At 46.7% G+C, this 19,530-nt stretch carries 16 protein-coding genes; 10 read left to right on the forward strand and 6 right to left on the reverse strand.

Going from position 1 to position 19,530, the window contains the following annotated elements; genetic code table 11:
• Positions 1–18 precede the first annotated feature (18 nt).
• Positions 19–1,722 carry a SulP family inorganic anion transporter gene (locus DT065_RS14285; RefSeq protein ID WP_114374520.1) on the reverse strand — a complete coding sequence of 568 codons (1,704 nt, stop codon included), beginning with the start codon at positions 1,720–1,722 and terminating at the stop codon, positions 19–21.
• A gap of 362 nt (positions 1,723–2,084) precedes the next feature.
• Between DT065_RS14285 and DT065_RS14290 the strand changes: the two genes are divergently transcribed.
• Genes DT065_RS14290 through DT065_RS14305 form a run of 4 tightly spaced genes read left to right on the forward strand, consistent with a single transcriptional unit; the run spans position 2,085 to position 6,542 of the window.
• A complete protein-coding gene (locus DT065_RS14290) occupies positions 2,085–2,837 on the forward strand; it encodes a DeoR/GlpR family DNA-binding transcription regulator (protein WP_227002622.1) in 753 nt (250 codons plus the stop codon).
• Positions 2,834–4,150 (forward strand): four-carbon acid sugar kinase family protein, encoded by a 1,317-nt coding sequence (locus tag DT065_RS14295; RefSeq protein WP_114374524.1) that lies wholly within the window; start codon positions 2,834–2,836, stop codon positions 4,148–4,150. Before DT065_RS14290 ends, DT065_RS14295 begins: the two co-directional genes overlap by 4 nt.
• Positions 4,140–5,147 carry a 4-hydroxythreonine-4-phosphate dehydrogenase PdxA gene (gene pdxA / locus DT065_RS14300; RefSeq protein WP_114374525.1) on the forward strand — a complete coding sequence of 336 codons (1,008 nt, stop codon included), beginning with the start codon at positions 4,140–4,142 and terminating at the stop codon, positions 5,145–5,147. Before DT065_RS14295 ends, pdxA begins: the two co-directional genes overlap by 11 nt.
• A gap of 21 nt (positions 5,148–5,168) precedes the next feature.
• Positions 5,169–6,542, forward strand: a complete 1,374-nt coding sequence (locus DT065_RS14305) for a GntP family permease (RefSeq protein ID WP_114374528.1) — start codon at positions 5,169–5,171, stop codon at positions 6,540–6,542.
• A gap of 66 nt (positions 6,543–6,608) precedes the next feature.
• Here DT065_RS14305 and nhaC read toward each other — a convergent pair whose 3' ends face one another.
• From nhaC to DT065_RS14320, 3 genes are all read right to left on the reverse strand, one after another.
• Complete coding sequence (gene nhaC / locus DT065_RS14310) at positions 6,609–7,985, reverse strand: Na+/H+ antiporter NhaC (protein WP_114374530.1); 1,377 nt, start codon at positions 7,983–7,985, stop codon at positions 6,609–6,611.
• Positions 7,986–8,045: 60 nt separating this feature from the next.
• Positions 8,046–8,624: a hypothetical protein gene (locus DT065_RS14315; RefSeq protein ID WP_114374532.1), complete on the reverse strand. Its 579-nt coding sequence runs from the start codon at positions 8,622–8,624 to the stop codon at positions 8,046–8,048.
• A 377-nt stretch (positions 8,625–9,001) separates the two neighbouring features.
• Entirely contained in the window at positions 9,002–9,673 is a 672-nt protein-coding gene (locus DT065_RS14320) for a type 1 glutamine amidotransferase domain-containing protein (protein ID WP_114374534.1), read from the reverse strand.
• Between the two features lie 164 nt (positions 9,674–9,837).
• Here DT065_RS14320 and DT065_RS14325 point away from each other — a divergent pair, with 164 nt between their 5' ends.
• Genes DT065_RS14325 through DT065_RS14335 form a run of 3 tightly spaced genes read left to right on the forward strand, consistent with a single transcriptional unit; the run spans position 9,838 to position 12,665 of the window.
• Positions 9,838–10,857 carry an ABC transporter substrate-binding protein gene (locus DT065_RS14325; protein ID WP_114374536.1) on the forward strand — a complete coding sequence of 340 codons (1,020 nt, stop codon included), beginning with the start codon at positions 9,838–9,840 and terminating at the stop codon, positions 10,855–10,857.
• Positions 10,858–10,876: 19 nt separating this feature from the next.
• Entirely contained in the window at positions 10,877–11,893 is a 1,017-nt protein-coding gene (locus DT065_RS14330; RefSeq protein WP_114374538.1) for an ABC transporter permease, read from the forward strand.
• Positions 11,868–12,665 carry an ABC transporter ATP-binding protein gene (locus DT065_RS14335; protein ID WP_114376343.1) on the forward strand — a complete coding sequence of 266 codons (798 nt, stop codon included), beginning with the start codon at positions 11,868–11,870 and terminating at the stop codon, positions 12,663–12,665. The genes DT065_RS14330 and DT065_RS14335 overlap by 26 nt, the downstream gene beginning before the upstream one ends.
• An 836-nt stretch (positions 12,666–13,501) precedes the next feature.
• Here DT065_RS14335 and DT065_RS14340 read toward each other — a convergent pair.
• On the reverse strand, positions 13,502–14,260 hold the full coding sequence (locus DT065_RS14340; RefSeq protein ID WP_114374540.1) for an SDR family oxidoreductase: 759 nt from the start codon (positions 14,258–14,260) through the stop codon (positions 13,502–13,504).
• An 80-nt stretch (positions 14,261–14,340) separates the two neighbouring features.
• On the opposite strand from DT065_RS14340, the gene DT065_RS14345 reads away from it, so the two are divergent.
• Both DT065_RS14345 and DT065_RS14350 read left to right on the forward strand, forming a co-directional pair.
• Positions 14,341–15,312, forward strand: a complete 972-nt coding sequence (locus DT065_RS14345; protein WP_114374542.1) for a 2-hydroxyacid dehydrogenase — start codon at positions 14,341–14,343, stop codon at positions 15,310–15,312.
• Positions 15,313–15,328: 16 nt separating this feature from the next.
• Positions 15,329–16,279, forward strand: a complete 951-nt coding sequence (locus tag DT065_RS14350; protein ID WP_114374544.1) for a ribose-phosphate diphosphokinase — start codon at positions 15,329–15,331, stop codon at positions 16,277–16,279.
• A 47-nt stretch (positions 16,280–16,326) separates the two neighbouring features.
• Here DT065_RS14350 and DT065_RS14355 read toward each other — a convergent pair whose 3' ends face one another.
• Positions 16,327–17,868, reverse strand: coding sequence for a BCCT family transporter (locus DT065_RS14355; protein ID WP_114374546.1), 1,542 nt, complete (start codon positions 17,866–17,868; stop codon positions 16,327–16,329).
• Between the two features lie 199 nt (positions 17,869–18,067).
• Here DT065_RS14355 and DT065_RS14360 point away from each other — a divergent pair, with 199 nt between their 5' ends.
• Entirely contained in the window at positions 18,068–19,243 is a 1,176-nt protein-coding gene (locus DT065_RS14360) for an MFS transporter (RefSeq protein ID WP_114376345.1), read from the forward strand.
• Positions 19,244–19,530 lie beyond the last annotated feature (287 nt).

The following is a 19,530-nucleotide window of genomic DNA, read 5'->3' on the forward strand; positions in this document are numbered from 1 at the left end:
TATTTTCCCCTTCGCCTGTCAAATCATATAATCTATGGTGGGCTGTCTCTTTTTTATAAACTGTTCGAGAGAGGCATAGCGGATAGCCTTTGGAAACATTATACGCCATTCCGCTCGTTGTAATAAATCCCGAACCGGCCCTTTCAAGTGGACAAACCATATATTGATATCATCTTGTTCGTTATATTTTCGCATAAGCCGCTCTAATGTCTCTATTCCCATCGTATCAATGTCGTTCACACCAGCCATGTCAATCACGACATCAAATGGCTGTTTTTGTTTTTCTTTAGCTTCTTCTATTTTGTTTTCTAATATTTTTTCGATGTATTCGGCATTGGAGAATTGAATCCTTGCATCGATACGTAAAAGAATCATATGAGGTAGACGCACTGCATTTGGGAATCGTTGAAGGTTTCGATATCTCCTGCTTTTTATTTCCCAACCTAGTTCAACAACGTGCGGGTGCGTTAAACGATTGATGAGTAAACATAAGGACACAACAACACCGATTAGAAGTCCCCATTGAAAACCGATCACTAAGGTTGCTATAAAGGTTACGATCCACACCCATCCATCCTCTCGTTTCACACGAAACGCATATTTTAAAGGACGGATGTTAATTAAACCGGCAACAGCAGATAGAATAATAGCCGCCAGCACAGCATGTGGTAAATAATAAAATAATGGCGTTAAAAACAACAAAGTTAACAGAATGCCTATAGCCGTTACGACCGCTGATACTTGGGAGACAGAACCGGTTCGGTGGTTCACGGCGCTCCGGGAAAAGCTACCTGTCACTGTGTAAGCGGAAAACAACGAACCAACGATATTAGATAAACCTATCGCACGAAGTTCTTTATTAACGTTTAAAGGAGGGCTATCTTTTTTTGCTAATGTTTTTGTGATCGATAAAGATTCCATCATGGCGATTAAAGCAATGGTTAAAGCAGTCGGGATTAATGTTTGCATAGCAGATAAATCTATGTTTGGGATAGAAAAACTAGGGAACCCTGTTGGCACCTCGCCGACGATACTTACGCCTGCATCATCCAGGCGAAAATAAGCGACAAAAAGAATGCTTAACGTAACAACAAGCAGTGGAAGAGGCAAACGCTTTGTGGCTTTCATTTTTGGCAAACCAATTAATATAGCTAAACTAATCATTCCGATCATTAGGGTTGGGAAATGGATATTTGCTATATTTTCAAAGAGGCTGCTTAAAATCGGGATAATCTGATTCCCGCTAGGCAAATCAATGCCAAAAAAGTTGCCGAGCTGGCTTAGTCCGATCGTGATTGCAACGGCAGACGTAAAGCCGCTAATCACATTAGGTGAAACAAATTTAATAAGCGCTCCTGCGTTAATAGCACCTAAAATAAGCTGCATAACGCCGACCATGAGTGTTAATAAAAGCACTAAGGCTATATAGTCCGAACTTTGGGGTTCTGCGTAAAGCGATACACCGGAAAAAACTAAAATCGAAGCCATGGCCACAGGCCCCACGGCAAGATGACGAGAAGATCCGAACAATGCATAGACGATGAGCGGAAGGGTGGCAGCATATAATCCCATCACCGGAGGAAGACCCGCCAATAAGGCATAAGCCATCCCTTGAGGTACAAGCATGATAAATACTGTTAAACCAGCTAATACATCACTTTTGAAAAAACCAATATCGTAGTTTTTCGGTAGGTTCAACCAAGACATAAGATTACGTTGCATGATATCGCCTTTCTTCTAATCGTTTTGTTTACCTTCATGTATTGTAGCACACTTTTATCCTAAGTGGATAAAAGTGTGCCGATTTTTTATAAATTAATTAGCGGAGATGGGACAAAAAAGACTCGAAAATCGCAAAGAAGATAACATTTATTATGTACAAAAAGCATTAGCGAAATATGCGATATAATAGAGTGGGGAAGTCCTTCTCTATTTATTTGCCAAATCTAAACCGTTGGTGATGAGCGTTGCCTCTTGCCAACGGCTTTTTGGTTGATTCAAGATACTTGACAATTATGTTTATATCGATCAAAATATCCTTAAATAATGTTAGAATCAATCATTAAATAGAGGTATATGTGCATATGAATGATCGAAAAGAACATATTGTTAAATTGATTCAAGAACACGATAAAGTTGATATCACCGATTTAACCAACCATTTTCAAGTATCAACGATGACAGTTCGAAGAGACCTGAACGCATTAGAAAAAGAAGGGAAAATTATTCGGACCCATGGTGGTGCAGTGGCCGCCCCGCAATTGAGAAAAGAAATCGCTTATCAATTGAAAGAAAATGTTCACTTAGCAGAAAAAAAAGCGATTGCTTTGAAAGCGGTTTCTAAGGTTGCTGACCATTCGACGATTATTTTGGATTCAGGTACGACGACGTTGGAGCTTGCTCGTTTGTTAAAAGACCGGAAAGGGTTAAAGGTGGTGACGAACGATGTGCTGATTGCTGCTGAACTGATAAATAGTCCAGTTGATGTGATAGTCACGGGAGGCGAACTTCAGCATGAAGTAGGAGCGATGTTTGGGAGCCACACGCAGCACTTGCTTCAATCAGTGTATGTTGATCAATGTTTTCTTGGCGCTCATTCGGTGGATTCCGAAGGCGAAGTAAGAACGCCTTCCATTGAAAAATCAAAAATCAAAAAGCTCATGATTGAGGCTGCCAGCGAAACGTGGCTACTTGCCGATCACAGTAAATATGGGCATAAAACATTCGCCTATGTATGTCATCTTGAAGAATTAAAAGGGATAATCACCGATGAACGAATGCAGGCGAGACATCTACACGAAAACGTAGCCGTCGCTAAAATGGAGGGAGGTTTATGAGAGTAGGCGTGATTGCGGATGATCTGACGGGGGCGAATGCGACGGGGGTCAGACTAACAAAGCAGGGACGACGTACACTCACAGTTCTCAATCAGGGGGTCTTTCCTGATGACAGATATAATACGCTTGTTCTTAATACGGACAGTCGTTATTTGGAACCCACTGAAGCTTCAGAAAAAATAAAGGCATCATTCTCTTATCTTAGCGGCTGGGGAGCAGAGATCATTGCTAAACGTACAGACAGCACGTTTCGTGGAAATATCGGTGCCGAGGTCGATGCTATTCTTGAAGCAATCACGGATTCCGTGGCGATCATCGTTCCCGCTTTTCCTGATTCAAAGCGAACGGTCCGCGACGGCAGTCTATTTGTGGATGATGTTCCGCTGGGAAATACAGAAGTGGCCAAAGACCCGGTGAAGCCCATTCGACACTCCAACGTATGCCGTTTATTGGAAACGCAAAGTCAACACGCAACAACTTCAATTTCACTAAAGGATATAAACGGACAATCACCCAGTGAATTACGAACACTTTTACAACAAAAAATGAATGACGGCGCGCGCATGATTTGTTGCGACGCGGTCAGCAATCGTGACGTTGCGACGATTGCAAACGCTATGGCTTCTATTAAAAGTTACCCTTTGATCCCGGTAGATCCGGGGCCACTTACTTCATATTATGTACAAGCGAAAAATCAAAAACAAAGCAAAGACAACCCGGTTCTTTTAATCGTGGGAAGTACGACTAAGCATACGAGCAATCAGCTCGAATATCTGAAAACGAAGGCCGATGTCCGTATCGTCTATACGGAAACGGAGAAGTTGGCAAGCTTCAGCGATCACCGGGAAGAAGAAATCGAACGTGTGACAAGAGAAGCGCTTGATCAATTTCGACATACGCATGTCGTCGTCATTACCACTATCCAACCGGGTCAATCATCCATTGATTTGAGTGATCTGTTGCAAAAAGAAGGAAAGGAAATAAATGAACTGGGCAATCGTATCACTGATGGACTAGGAGAAATTTTCACAAGTATGATGGACAAAGATCGTTTGAGTGAGAACGTCGGATTATTTTCAAGTGGAGGTGAAGTGCTTGCGGCAATTTGTGCATCAGCGAAAGCTCAGGGCATTGAGTTGATCGAAGAAATTCAACCGCTGCTGGCGTACGGTCAGCTGAGCGGTGGTCACTATGACCGTTTGCCGATGGTGACAAAAGGGGGATTGGCCGGTGATGAACGGGCCATCTACGAGTCAGTGCGTTATTTACAAGAAGAACTACGGAAGAAAGAAGGAGACTGCTATGCGCGATAATAAAGCAATCATTGCAACAACAATGGGAGATCCGGCAGGAATCGGCCCTGAAATCGTTGTGAAGGCCATGGCCAATCGCGAAATCCAAGCGCTAGGGAATATCTTTGTGATTGGTCAAAGCGATATTCTTGAGAAAGCGATTGAAGTGACCCAATCTGATTTAAGGATACGCCAAATTGATCACCCGAATGAAGCGCAATTTGAATATGGACAAATCGATGTGTTGAATCTGAAGAGCGTAGACATGTCTTCAATGCGTTATGGAGAGGTGCAAGCGTCATGTGGTCAAGCCGCTTACGAGTATATTAAGAAGGCAGTGGAGTTGGCCAATGAAGGTCACATCAATGTCATCGCTACCGCCCCGATTAATAAGGAATCATTAAAAGCAGCAGAGGTTCCCCATATCGGTCACACGGAAATTCTCGCCGAAATGACTGGCACGAATGATCCATTAACGATGTTTGAGGTTCATTCATCAAGAATCTTTTTCCTGACTAGACATCTCTCGCTTAAGGACGCAATTGCACAGATGACAGCCGATCGTGTCCATGATTATCTTCTTCGCTGTGACCAAGCATTGCAGCAACTCGGTGTTTATTCACGCAAGATAGCTGTTGCCGGTTTAAATCCCCACAGCGGTGAGAATGGGCTTTTCGGTATGGAAGAAGTCAATGAAATTACACCGGGGATTGAACGGGCACGAGAAGATGGGATTACTGCGGTAGGGCCCGTTCCGGCTGATTCAGTCTTTCACCAAGCCTTACAAGGAAAATACGATGCCGTGCTATCCCTATATCATGATCAAGGTCACATTGCGGCGAAGATGACCGATTTTGAGCGCACGATTTCGATTACGAATGGCCTTCCTTTTCTGCGCACATCTGTCGATCACGGAACCGCATTTGATATTGCAGGTACTGGTGAGGCCAGCGCTGTCAGCATGGAAGAATGCTTGAAAGTATCAGCCAAGTACGCCAGGTATTTCACAAATATTTAACGGGAAGAGGAGTGAACGGATATGGAAGCGCAAGGCGCACAGATGATATTCGCATTGATTCTCGCCGTATTCATACTCATTGTTTTAGTATTGAAAACGAAAATTCATGCCTTTGTAGCGTTGTTGATTGCCGCCTCGGTCACCGGTATTGTCGGAGGGATGGCTCCCTCCACTGTCATCGAAACGATTTCAGAAGGTTTCGGCGGCACCTTAGGTACGATTGGGATCGTTATCGGTCTCGGAGTGATGATGGGTCGTGTGCTTGAAGTCTCCGGTGCAGCAGAGCGAATCGCCTATACACTTATCAAGTGGTTGGGGAGAAAGAAAGAAGAATGGGCGATGGCAGTCGCGGGATATTTTGTCTCGATTCCCATCTTCGTCGATTCTGCCTATGTTATCTTAATGCCGATTGTGAAAGCGTTATCAACGAAAACTGGCAAATCTGTCGTCTCTCTTGGGATCGCCCTTGGAATTGGCTTAACAGCCACCCACCATATGGTGCCTCCGACTCCCGGCCCGTTAGGGGTAGCCGGCATTTATGGCATTGATGTCGGAATGATGATGCTCTGGGGATTGGTCCTTGGTGTCCCCGTCGTTATTTCCGGTGTCTTTTATGGGAAGTGGATTGGAAAAAAAATCTATCAATTGCCGACTGAAGATGGGCTGGATTATGTGCGCCCGGAAAAACCCATTAACAGTCTTGACGAATACTACGACATGCAAGAACAAAAAAATCTACCCGGATTGCTGATATCCATCGCGCCCATTCTCATTCCGATCATTTTAATCTTAATGAACACGTCGATCGCAGCAACCGGCGCTGAAGGGTTAGCGGTTGAATATATCACATTTTTGGGTAATCCGGTCATTGCTGTTGCGATTGGTTTAATTATTGCCATCTATGGGCTTTTTCATAATGTTCGGCAAGCAGATGCCATTGAGCGGATGGAAGAGGGAATCAAAAACGCGGGTATTATTTTACTCGTTACCGGTGCCGGCGGTGCCCTCGGTTCCGTATTGGAAGAAAGCGGCACAGGAGAGGTGATCGGGGAACAAATTGCTCAAACCGGGCTACCTGCTATTATGATCCCGTTCTTCATTGCTACCGCTGTTCGACTCATCCAAGGGAGTGGTACCGTCGCAATGATCACCGGTGCCTCGATCTCCGCACCCATTGTTGCAACAATGGATGTCAGCATGGTCTTTGCAGCGTTGGCAGCTACTGTGGGATCAATGGTGTTTTCCTACTTCAATGACAGCATGTTTTGGGTCGTTAACCGTATGCTCGGGATCAAGAACGTCAAAGAGCAGCTGTTAGTATGGTCGATTCCTACGACGATCGCCTGGGGTGTCGCGCTGCCATTATTGTTGATCCTGAACGGTTTGTTTGGATAAGTTGCAGGGTACACCTTGCTCGTATATCAGCCAAACATCAATTAGGCAACCGCTCACAGCGGTTGCCTAGTTATCGTCCAATTTCCTAAGCGTCCACCCGGTATACGCATAAAAAAGTGCAATAAACGGTGTCACAAGACTAAGAAACACAAAAAACACATACTCCATCCCCACATTCAATGTTGTCATGACAAATGCGCCGATAACGCCCCAGGGGACGAGTGGGTGCAGGATGGTCCCGCCGTCTTCGATCGTACGGCTGAGGTTTTTCGGATGGAGGTTGTGACGTTTGTAGGCATCTTCATACATCTGGCCGGGAAGGATAATCGATAAATACTGTTCTCCGGTGACAACGCTAACGCCAAAGCAAGAGGCCATTGTTGATGCGATCGTGTTGCCTCGGCTTCTAAGCACCCTCTGCATGCCTTCGATTAAGGCTCCGGTCATGCCGATGCCTTGGATAAGTCCGCCAAACGCGAGCGCGATAATAATCAAGGATACACCAAAGAGCATGCTCTCGAGGCCGCCCAAAGATAACAGTTCATCAATCGGGGAAAAGCCAGTTTCAGCAGTATATCCGGAGTGGGCGGCTATCATAATATCCCCGGGTGTGCTGCCCGGTACGGTTATGAATGTTGTCAAAGCTGCAACCATCAGGCCCGCTGCCAATGAAGGGAGCGGTTTAAAGCGTGCGAGGGCTAACCCAATGATTAGCAATGGCGATAACAGGGTCACGATGCTAATCGTAAATTCCGATTGCAAGACGGCCATCATTTCATCAATTTGTCCGGTGTCTGCCGTTCCTTCCGTGGTAACCATCCCGATCACAGCAAAAATAATTAAGGCAATGATAAGCGCCGGAATCGTCGTCCATAACATATGGCGAATGTGTTCAAAAATGTTCGTTTTTGCCGTCGCGGCGGCAAGGTTTGTCGTATCTGAGAGGGGCGATAGTTTATCCCCGAACATCGCGCCGCTCACGATCGCGCCCGCGGCCATTGCCGGCGATACATCCATGCCATAGGCGACTCCCATGAGCGAGACGCCGATCGTGCCCATGGCACTTAACGAACTCCCGACCATCGTCGCCACAATCGCGGAGATGATAACGGTGGAGACGAGGAAAGTGGCGGGAGATAGCAGCTGCAGGCCGTAATATGTAATCGTCTGGACGGTGCCATTCAACACCCAGACACCGATGAGTGTTCCAATTAAACTTAGAATCAGGATGGGGGCAATCCCCTGTGCGATGCCGTTGATCAACGTTTTTTCCATTTGATCCCATTTATAATCGAGCATGAATCCATAGATTGTCACGATCATCGCGCTGATTAATATCGGGATGTGAGGGGCCGCCTCATAATAAAGGATACTAACTGCCAGAACGAGAATGACGATAAATAAAACCAATAGGGAACCGCGAAGGCTTGCTTTATTTTCCACGACGGATCTTCCTCCCTTTAAACCATGAAAGTGTCATTTTAATAGACGAAAAGACAAGAATCAACCATCTTCTCTTCGGTCCATGTCCCTGTCCCGGTTTTTGATGGTCTCTTCCTGCTCTTTTGTCCGCGCTGCTGGGTGATCGGGATCGTCATAGCGACGTTCCGAGGTATGCCAATGGTTGTGGCGGATGACATCGTAAATCGCCCGGCCGTTCGTCGGTTGCCCGTCGGGATGGTAGACAGGTAATGCATCAAAAAGGACAAAATAAAACGTATAGAATAAAAAGGTATTCCAAAAAATCTCCCCGCCTATAACTTCAGCGCCAAGCAATGAATTGATTACTGCCGCTACGAAAATGTTGCTGAGCATCGGAGAGGCATAAATCAAAATATGCCAAAATTTATGATCCGGTTGAATCTCGTCATACGTCACCCAGCTCGTTATAAAAAAATAGCGACGTATTTCTATGGAAGGAAGACGAAATAAAATGGGTCCAGCGCCGACATAAATATGTTTATTTTTCGCACCCAGCAGCGTTGCGATTAGAAAGTAACCCGATTCACGAATGAGGGAGACGATAGGTAAAATAAAAAACGCCGACACGAGCAAACGCAATAGGTCATATAAGTCGAACACCCGCTACACCCCCGATCCATTTCAAAACTACGGGGTTTATTTTACCCGCGAAGGGGTCGGGATAAACGCAAAAAAGGCATGTATTTCCAAATACATGCCTCGTGCAGCACGTCTGAAATAAGTGATCACCCATAGTTGTGACGCCAAAAAATAGTGTAACGCCAAATATTAGTCACCACCTGGCGATTGTGACGCCAAAAAATGAAGAAACGTCAAAAATTAGTCGTCACCCGATGATTGTGACGCCAAATATGGAGAAGCATCAAATGCTAGTCGCCACTTAGCGCTTGTTACATCAAGTCAGTGGCGTCTAATTTGTTCGTAGCTGCGTCTAGCTAAGGTGTGAGCGGGAATTTCAACCAATAGGCACTAGTCGATTATCCTTCTAATGTTTTCACCAATTGTTTCGCCACATTCACGGACGATTGCGGGTTTTGGCCGGTGACGAGCTTGCCGTCCGTTTGTGTGTTTTCCGCCCAGTCGTCAGCAGCAACGAAGGAAGCGCCTTGTTCCCTTAATTTTGTTTCCAACAGAAAAGGAACTTCGTTTTCAAGCCCCACGCCCCGTTCTTCGGAATCGGTGAATGCGGTCACGGTTTTATTTTTCACGATCGGTGTTCCGTCGTTTAGAGCAGCATCGACCAAACCTGCGGGTCCATGGCAGACAGCGCCGATCGATTTTTCGTCTTCTGCAAAATTGCGGAGCAAGGAATGAAGCTTTGCGTTCTCAGGGAAATCAAACATCGTTCCATGTCCGCCGGGAAGGAAAATGCCGTCGTAATCCTCGGCATTCACGTTATCGATTACTTCTGTATTTTTCAAAAGACGCGCGATTTCTTTCCAACCCTTGGGAATCGTATCATCTTCCAGGCTATTTCTGTCGATGCGAGATTCCCCGCCTTTCGGGCTCACCACGGTTACCTCGTACCCATTGGCACGAAGTTCCTCATACGGTTCGGCGAATTCCGATAGCCAAATGCCGGCAAAGTGGCCGTTGCTCATTTCCTGGCCGTTGGTGACGACCATCAAGATTTTTTTATTGTTAGCCATAGGGGTTCACTCCTTTTGTTTAGGTCCACTAGGCTAATACCCGAAAAAAATAGAGGTATAAACATAAGTGTGTGGCAAATTACTATTGAAATTTTATGCAAAATGTCTATAATTTACTTTAACAAATGAATCCTTTAAAGGATAAAAGTAATGGGGGGAATTAAATGAAAAAGCAGGGGATGTTCAAGGTAGGGTCGATTGTTTTGCTCACAGCATTGCTGAGTGCATGTGGGGATGAAGAAACAGAGGACGCGGCGGCTGGTGATGGGGAGAACGGAGATACAGCGAGTGGGGAAAACTATGACATCGGTGTCGTGCAGTATGCCGATCATCCGTCTCTGGATCAAGCAACGGAAGGATTTAAAGAAGCGATCGAAGAAGCCGGGCTTGACGTCACGTATGATGACCAAAACGCAAGCGGTGACATGAACGTGCTACAGACGGTCGCGGATACGTTCGTCGGTGACGATGTTGATTTAATTTTCGCAAATGCCACGCCCGCGGCCCAAATCATGACGTCATCCACCGATGATATTCCGATTATGTTCACGTCCGTGACCGATCCGGAAGGGGCGGAACTTGTCGATACACTTGATGCGCCGGGAGGAAATACCACGGGAACGATGGATTTACACCCCGATGCCATTTCGCAATCGGTGGAGTTGATGGGCGCTGAACTAGGTGTCGATACAATCGGCATGGTGTATAACGCCGGGGAGCAAAACTCGGAATACCAGGTCGGTTTAGCTGAAGAAGCAGCGGAGGAAGCCGGTATGGACGTGCAAACGGCGACCGTGCAAACATCTGCCGATGTCCAAAGTGCGACGGAGAGTCTAGTCGGGTCGATCGATGCGTTTTATATTATTACCGACAATGAAGTCGTCTCAGGCCTTGATTCCGTCGTCGGAGTGGCCGAAGAAGAGGGGCTGCCGCTGTTTGTCGGTGAGCTTGATTCCGTGGAGGCAGGCGGATTTGCCGGTTTTGGCTTTTCCTACTATGACATTGGTTACAAAACGGGAGAAATGGCGATGGATGTCCTGAATGGGGAAGTAGAACCGGAGTCGCTCGCCGTGGAGTTTCCGCCGGAACTGGAACTCGTCTTTAATGAAGGGGCTGCCGAGCGAATGGACATCGAGTGGGAGGACAGCTGGGAGGACCTGGCTGACGAGATTATTAATGAATAGGAAGTCGAGGTGAAGAGGCATGTTCACTGCCATCTTTGGCTCGATTGAACTTGGACTTATTTATGGCATTATGGCTCTCGGCGTCTATCTGTCGTTTCGAGTACTTAATTTTCCGGATTTAACCGTGGACGGAAGTTTTGTGACCGGCGGGGCCGTTGCGGCCATAATGATTGTCAGCGGGTATTCGGCGATTGTCGCGACGATAGCCGCCTTGATCGCCGGTTTTATCGCCGGCTGCATCACAGGCACATTGCATGCCAAAGGAAAGATAAATCCGTTATTGTCGGGGATTTTGATGATGACCGCGCTGTATTCCATTAATTTGCGCATTATGGATAACAGCCCGAACATCTCATTGATGAACGACAACACGATTATTTCCATGTTTTCCGATTTTTGGGCTTCTCTCCCGATCGATGGTTGGGTAAATGGCGCATTGGCCGCGGTCGGCATTCCGTTTGCTCCATCAACATGGTCCGTGTTGTTCCTGGCCATTCTGATTGTCGTTCTTGTAAAAGCATTTACGGATTATTTTTTAAAAACCGAAGTCGGTCTTGCCCTGCGGGCGACCGGAGACAATCCGGATATGATTCGCAGCCTGTCGGCCAATACCGATCGATTAAAAATATTGGGCGTAGGCATTTCCAATAGTTTTGTCGCGTTATCGGGGGCTGTTGTAACCCAATATAGCAGTTTTGTCGATGTGAACATGGGGATCGGGATGATTATTATCGGGCTCGCTTCCGTCATCATCGGCGAAGCGCTCTTTGGAAAAGGGTCCGTTTTTAAAATCACCCTCGCCGTCATTTGCGGTGCCGTCATCTACCGCATGGTTGTTGCGCTTGCCCTTCGGGTCGACTTCCTGGAAACCGGCGATATGCAGTTAATTACCGCGGTGATCGTGGTCGGTGCCCTCGTCATACCAAAATTACTGGAAAATCAACGCGAACGTCGGCGCAAATCCCGCAAAGCGCGTCAATTGAAACAGGAATTTGAAGGAGGGAGCGGTTCTGCTACGTCTAAGTCAGATCTATAAAGTGTTTAACGAAGGGACGATTGATGAAAAAACCGCTCTCGAGGATGCTAACCTTACCCTTGATCCGGGGGACTTTGTTACCGTGATCGGCAGTAACGGGGCCGGAAAATCAACGCTCATGAATATGGTTTCGGGAAAATTGAACCCGGATGTCGGCGACGTGGAGATTGATGGACGAAAGGTGACGAAGCTCGCTGAATATGAACGTTCGACATTCATTGGCCGCGTGTTTCAAGACCCCATGGCCGGCACGGCACCGTCGATGACGATCGAAGAAAATATGTCGATGGCTTATAGCCGAACCAAAAAACGGTCTGTTTTTTCTGTCGGCGTCACGAAAAAAAGAAGGCAGTATTTTAGAGAAAAGCTCGAGAGCCTCGGGCTTGGTCTGGAAAACCGCTTGACGGCAAAAGTCGGATTTCTTTCCGGCGGGGAACGCCAGGCTTTGTCTTTGTTGATGGCAACATTCACGACGCCTTCGATTCTTTTGCTTGATGAGCATACCGCCGCTTTGGATCCATCGCGCGCGGAACTGATCACCGGCATTACAAAAGACATCGTTGAAGAAACGCGGTTGACGACGTTAATGGTGACGCACAATATGCAGCAAGCCCTCGATCTCGGTAATCGCTTAATCATGATGGATAAAGGAAAGATCATTTTCGAAGCCTCCGGCGAAGAAAAACAAGCGTTTACGATTGATCAGCTGCTTAATGAATTTCAGAAGATCCAAGGAGAGCAGCTTGCGAATGATCGGGCAGTGTTGGGATGAGCGGGGACGAGGATGAGGATGGCATGCATTCGGTGACAAGCCGGGTGCATGTTTTTTCATAGGAGAATAATATCCGATGTAGCTCTAGTGCTACGTTCCAGAAATTCGTTCCTGCACAAAAAATCCAGCTAAACGATGATCTACCACGGCAATTGAGGACTCAAAATGTGTATTTTTGTCTCTAGCAGTCCTCAGGCGTGGCAGTGGAGGACTCAAAATGTGTATTTTTGCCCCTGGCAGTCCTCAAACATGGAAGTGGAGGACTCAAAATGCAGTTTTTGAATCCGAATAGTCTTCAAAGGATCGGGAGATATGTGAATAGGAGTTTTGGAAAGAATTTTTGATATAGACCACTAGTTTGGACAATCTTCTCCTGGTCATCCATAAACTTGTCCGAACAACCCCTCGGCTCGGACAAATTTTTCTTGTTCTTCCGTAAAGTTGTCCGAACTGAATACTAGTGTAGGGTGGCTGAATTACCGATCACACACCAATGGACAACATCAAAAGCATGAGTGCTCCCTTGGTTTGAAAGTGTGGCGCGGACTTTTCGCTGCTCAAGTTACTGGTTTTAGCCGCGTGAATGCGTCCTGTTTTATGCTGACCTCCGGCCTCCGACGCAATTATTGACTGCTTTTTTCTAACAATGGCGCGCGTGCGAGGGTTAGACGACATTTTCCTACTCGATTGGGCCAGGACGGGTAAAAATCCGGAATAACGAACGAATTTGTGTCGATCAAGAATGTCTTTTCCAGATGTTGTGATCAACCTTATTTCAGCCGTCTTGCACTAGTGTTCGGACAATTTTCCCTGCAAACTTGTCCGAGGTACGATGATCAGTACGCCAGCCACCCCGCGTCGGCTCGAATCACCTCGCCATTCACAAAAGCGGCATCTTCGGAAGCGAGAAAGAGCGCTATCCCAGCTACTTCTTCCGCCGCACCTGCACGCGGATTGTTATCTGATCCGGACATGGCACGTTCCATTCCGAACGCACTCGGTTCGCCCATCGTTGTGCCGATATTCGTTTCTACTGCTCCGGTCGCGATCGCGTTGCAACGGATACCCTCATTCGCATATTGAAATCCGACGTTTTTGGTCATGCCAACCACCGCGTGTTTCGAAGCGGTATAAGCGAGTCCCGCGCGGGCCCCTTGAAGACTCGCGGATGAACCCATATTGATGATCACACCTTGTTTCTTTTTCAAAAAAATAGGGAGGGATTTGCGGATCGTGCGCATCATGCCGCTCGTGTTGACATCGAACACCCGGTGCCAGAGGTCGTCCGTGATTTCGGCGGCCGGGACCATGTTGTCCATCATCCCGGCATTATTAACGAGAATATCAAACGTCGCGAAATGTTCAATCGCCGCGTCAATCAAATGCTCAACGTCTTCTTCCCGCGTGATGTCTGCCCGATGCGCAAAAGCGACCCCGCCACTCGCCTCAAGGCTCGATAATGTTTCTTTTGCCGCGTCGATATTTTGATCGGAAACAACGACTTTTGCACCTTCCCGAGCGAATCGCTGAGCAATCGCTCGCCCCACACCTGAGCCAGCACCGGTGACGACCGCGACTTTTCCTTTTAATTTCATACCTATCCCTCCATTCACCTAAAATTGTTCCTCCATCAATGCTATAATAATAGAAGAAAAAATCAATAGGAGTGAAAATATTGCCCCATAAAATCTATATCACTCGAAAATTACCGGAAGCTATTAAGATACGACTCGCCGAACATTTTGAGGTACGGTCATGGGAAAAAGAAGACGAACCCGTGCCACGCGAGACACTGCTGGAAGAAATCAAAGACGTCGATGGGTTATTTTGCATGATCACGGAAAAGATTGATGAAGAAGTTTTGCAAGCAGGAAAAGATTTAAAAGTGGTTGCGAACATGGCGGTCGGGTATAACAATATTGACGTGGAAACCGCTACCGCTAACGGGATTACGGTCACGAACACCCCCGACGTTCTGACGGAAACGACCGCTGATCTCGCGTTCGCGCTCTTGATGGCTTCTGCGCGTCGATTGGTCGAAACTTCGGATACGGTCAGAAATGGGGAGTGGGGCGCCTGGTCACCGATGCAGTTCACCGGCCAGGATGTATTCGGCGCAACGCTCGGCATCGTCGGCCTGGGCAGAATCGGCGAAGCAGTCGTGAATCGCGCGAAGGGCTTTAATATGGACGTGCTTTACTATAGCCGAACGAGAAAAAAAGACAAAGAATCGGATCTGGATATCGAGTACGCAGAATTGGATGTGCTACTCAAAAAGGCTGATTTCGTTGTCCTCCTTTTGCCCTACAGTTCAGAAAGTCATCACTTGATTGGGCGAAGAGAACTTGCTTTAATGAAGGAGAATGCCATTTTAATCAACGCCTCCCGTGGCGGCATCGTTGATGAAGATGCGCTCTACCAAGCGCTCGTCAGTGGCGAGATTTGGGGCGCCGGGCTCGATGTCTATGAACAGGAGCCGGTGTCGACGGACCATCCGCTCTTAACGTTGTCAAACGTCACGGCAGTTCCGCACATTGGCAGTGCCAGCGTGAAAACGCGACGCGCGATGGCCGATTTAGCCGCGGATAACCTGATTCACGTCCTCAATGGAAAAAAAGCAACGACACCGGTTAATCTACAAAATTAGGAGAGAAATCATAATCATGAGCTATGCTTTAAAAGATACATTTAAACTTTTTACATTAAGTTCCAACCCCGCGCTTACGAACGAAGTCGTCCAACAACTGGGCTGTGAACTCGGAAAAAGTTCCGTCAAACGTTTCAGCGATGGGGAGATCCAGGTGAGCATTGAAGAAAGCGTTCGCGGGTGTGAGGTGTACGTCGTTCAATCGACGGCCCAACCCGGAAACGAACATGTGATGGAATTATTGATCATGCTCGATGCATTAAAACGCGCCTCGGCAAAAAAAATTAATGTCGTCATTCCTTATTACGGCTACGCGAGACAGGATCGAAAGGCGCGCTCCCGGGAACCGATTACTGCAAAATTAATCGCCAATCTTCTGGAAGCCGCCGGCGCGACCCGGGTCGTCACCATGGACTTGCACGCGCCCCAAATCCAAGGATTCTTCGACATTCCTGTCGATCAGCTGCTGGGCGTGCCAATCGTAGCCGATTATTTTAAAAAGAAACAGTTAGACGATGTCGTAGTTGTTGCTCCCGATAACGGTGGCGTCATGCGTGCCCGCAGAATGGCCGATGAACTGAATGTTCCGATCGCGTTCATCGATAAACGACGTCCGCAGCCAAACGTATCCGAAGTCATGAACATCGTCGGCGAATTTGAAGGCAAAAACGCCATTATCATCGATGACCTCATTGATACCGCCGGCACGATCACATCCGCCGCTAACGCCCTCATCGAAAACGGGGCCAACGCCGTCTACGCCTGCTGCACGCACCCGGTCCTTTCCGGACCCGCGATCAGCCGCATCGATGGTTCACCGATCAAAGAACTTATCGTTACGAACACCATTGAACTTCCCGAAGAAAAAATGATCGACAAAATCACGACCCTCTCTGTAGCACCGCTGGTTGCAGAAGCGATTCACCGTGTGCATAATGAGGTGTCGGTGAGTTCGTTGTTTGAATAAGGAAGAAAAAACCGAGTGCAGCAGAGCTTTGCACTCGGTTTCATTCGCTATTCTTTTTTCTTTTGTTCCTCAATTCCTTGTTCAATCGCCATTTTCTTCGCTACTTTCGGGGCCCCCCATAGGAGCGGCAGCATAATGATTGAAATTGGAACAGCGGTAATGATAATAAATGATTGGATCGCGTCGATACTTCCTTCACCGATATTAATCAAAATGATCGAAATGATCCCGATCATCAGCACCCAAAACACCCGGACCGGTTTCGGTGGATCCCCTTCACCGGTCACAGACATGGAAATGGAGTAGGACATTGAATCTGCAGTCGTTATAACAAACAAAGTTGTTAAGATAGCTAGAATGATCCCCATTAAACCACTTAGAGGCAATTGTTCTGCCATGGCAATGATAGCCGCAGGTAGACCGCTTTCCATTAAGGGCCCACTGATGGTCCCTTCGTTCTGTAATTCGTAAAAAATACCGGTGCCGCCAAGAACGGTAAACCAAACATTCGACACGAGCGCTGCCACGATCGAAACGACAAAAAATACCTCTCTAATGGTTCTTCCACGAGATATCCTGGCAACGAGCATCGCCATTAAAGGACCAAAGCCTATGAACCATCCAAAGAAAAATAACATCCATGCACCTAACCACTCTTCGTCACCGCGAAACGTATGGATGTTCATAAATTCGGAGACATAAGTGCCAAAGGAAGAAACAAACGTATCGATGACAAAACCCCCTGGACCCAAAAGCAAAATTAAGGCCCCGACAGGAAATATCAACCAAATATTCGTTCTGCTTAAAAACTGAATCCCTTTTGATATGCCTGTCACTGCAGATATTGTAACGATTACAACCAATAGACTAATGACAAGTATTTGTGTCAACAATCCATCAGGGATGCCAAACGAATGCTCCAGCCAATAACTTAATTGAAATCCAAAAAAACCAACGGTTCCAATTGTGCCGGCAACCGCTCCTAAAATACAGCAGACATCAGCCGCTATCCCCCATTTATTATGCTCAATTTTGTCGCCAAAGACGGGATATAATAATGTTCTCGGTTTTAATGATAGGCCCTTATTATAGTGAGCATACATAATGACCATTCCACTAATTGCTCCGTAGACCGCCCACGCGGTGAACCCCCATGACATGAAACTTTGAGACATGGCTACACCGACGGCTTCTTGTGCTCCATCAGCTATACCGGTGTGCATAGGAGGAACTTCTGTAAAATAATACATAGGCTCAGCAGCTGCCCAAAAAATCCCCCCGGCTCCCAGTCCGGAAGAAACCAGTATAGCCGCCCATTTAAAAAAGCTTATTCTCGGCTTATCTTCATTCCCTAAACGAACTTTTCCATATTTTGAAATGGCGAGAACGACTCCCACAATGAACGTAGCTAACAATAATAGTTGCCAAAAAGCACCAAAATAGGTGATCGAAAGATCAAACCCCGTGTTGACAAAATTAGCAACGCCTTCGGAATAAACAAACGACATAACAACGAATAAAACCAACAACCCGCCACTTATGAAGAAGACAGGTAGATGTATTTTTCTTTTCAAATCCCCAAGTTTCATTATTTCACCCTTTTTAATTTTTTGTGCGGGGGCACATTGCAGTTAAGTGTTAATCATTCTTTACATTAACGGTTTTGTCAAGAAGTTTTTTTCCATAAAAGGGCGTAGCGAATAAATCAGAGATATTCGTATGATAAATTCCCCGTTAGACAAGCCCTCTGTGAATGCTTATAATACAGATGGGAAAGAAGGAATCGCATTGTCTTATATACAGCAGGGAACGAAAACATATAAGTTCGCGAGTCTGGCGCTTTTTTTTGCCGGACTTGTCACGTTTGCGGCAATTTATACGGTACAGCCGCTTTTGCCGATCTTTGCCAATGACTTCGGAGTTTCAGCATCTGTGGCGAGTCTGGCCGTGTCGTTTACGACGGGTTTGCTTGCTGTCTGTTTGCTCGTAGCGGCTCCGCTGTCCGATCGTTTTGGCCGGAAGCGGGTGATGGTGTTGTCCATGTTTATGACAGCGGCTATTGGTTTGCTTACGGCAATAAGTCCGGGTTTCGTGACACTCCTTCTATTGCGTGCATTATTAGGGGTTGTTGTGGCGGGTGTTCCGGCGATAGCCATGACTTATGTTGTCGAGGAATTCGACCCGAGCGTACTGGGAACAGTGATGGGCCTTTACATCGCGGGCTCGAGTCTCGGAGGGATGAGCGGTCGTCTGCTGGCAGGATTGTTCACCGATCTTTTTGATTGGCGGATGGCATTAGGTGCCATCGGTTTATTGGCGTTAATCTTAAGCGTTTTATTCATGATCTTTTTGCCGAACCCTCAGAATTCGGCCGGGCATACACTGGCACCGCGAGAAATGATCAGTAATTACACCGATTTATTTTCCAATAAAAGATTAATCGTGTTGATTAGCCTTGGGTTTATTTTGATGGGCGGGTTTATTGCTCTTTACAATTATTTTGCCTTTGTGCTTATGGAACCTCCCTATGAATTGAGCCAATCGTTCATCGGAGCGATTTATATCGTTTACCTGGCGGGAACATTCAGTTCCATTTATATGGGGCGAAAAGCAGACTTTTTTGGCAAGCCGGCAATGATTCAAGTCTCCATCGCGATTATGGCATTGGGCGGGTTGTTCACGTTAACCCCTCCGCTGACAATGAAGATAATCGGAATCATTATTTTCACGTTCGGGTTCTTCGGCGCTCATTCCATTGCCAGTGCCTGGGTAAACGAGAAAGCGGGGCATCACCGTGCACAAGCGTCCTCTTTATATTTGCTCGCTTATTACCTCGGCTCCAGCATCGCCGGGACAATCGGCGGATTCTTTTGGTCCTCCTTTCATTGGGTCGGCGTTATTTCGTTTGTTCTTGTCCTGATGGCCTTTGCATATCCGGTTATTTGGTATGCGAAAAAAGAATAGGCAGGTTGAACAAAAAAATTAATAGATACACTAACTATTGCAGATAAACCACTAAAAAACAGCCGGAGGCCCTATGTATATAGGGCCTCCGGCTGTTTTGGTTCGACGGGAAGTTGGCGTGTAAAGCATCCTTTTAACCCTCAACCAAAAATTTTTTCACATGAATTTTTGTTCCCCTGACAGTAGTTGACAGGGGGAGTGATATAGTATAGATAGATGGTTACAAACAATAAACAATAATTCAAAGATCAACATTCTACTTGGAAATCTGTGTAACTTTTTGTTGA

Source organism: Salicibibacter kimchii, assembly GCF_003336365.1.
Taxonomy (GTDB): domain Bacteria; phylum Bacillota; class Bacilli; order Bacillales; family Marinococcaceae; genus Salicibibacter; species Salicibibacter kimchii.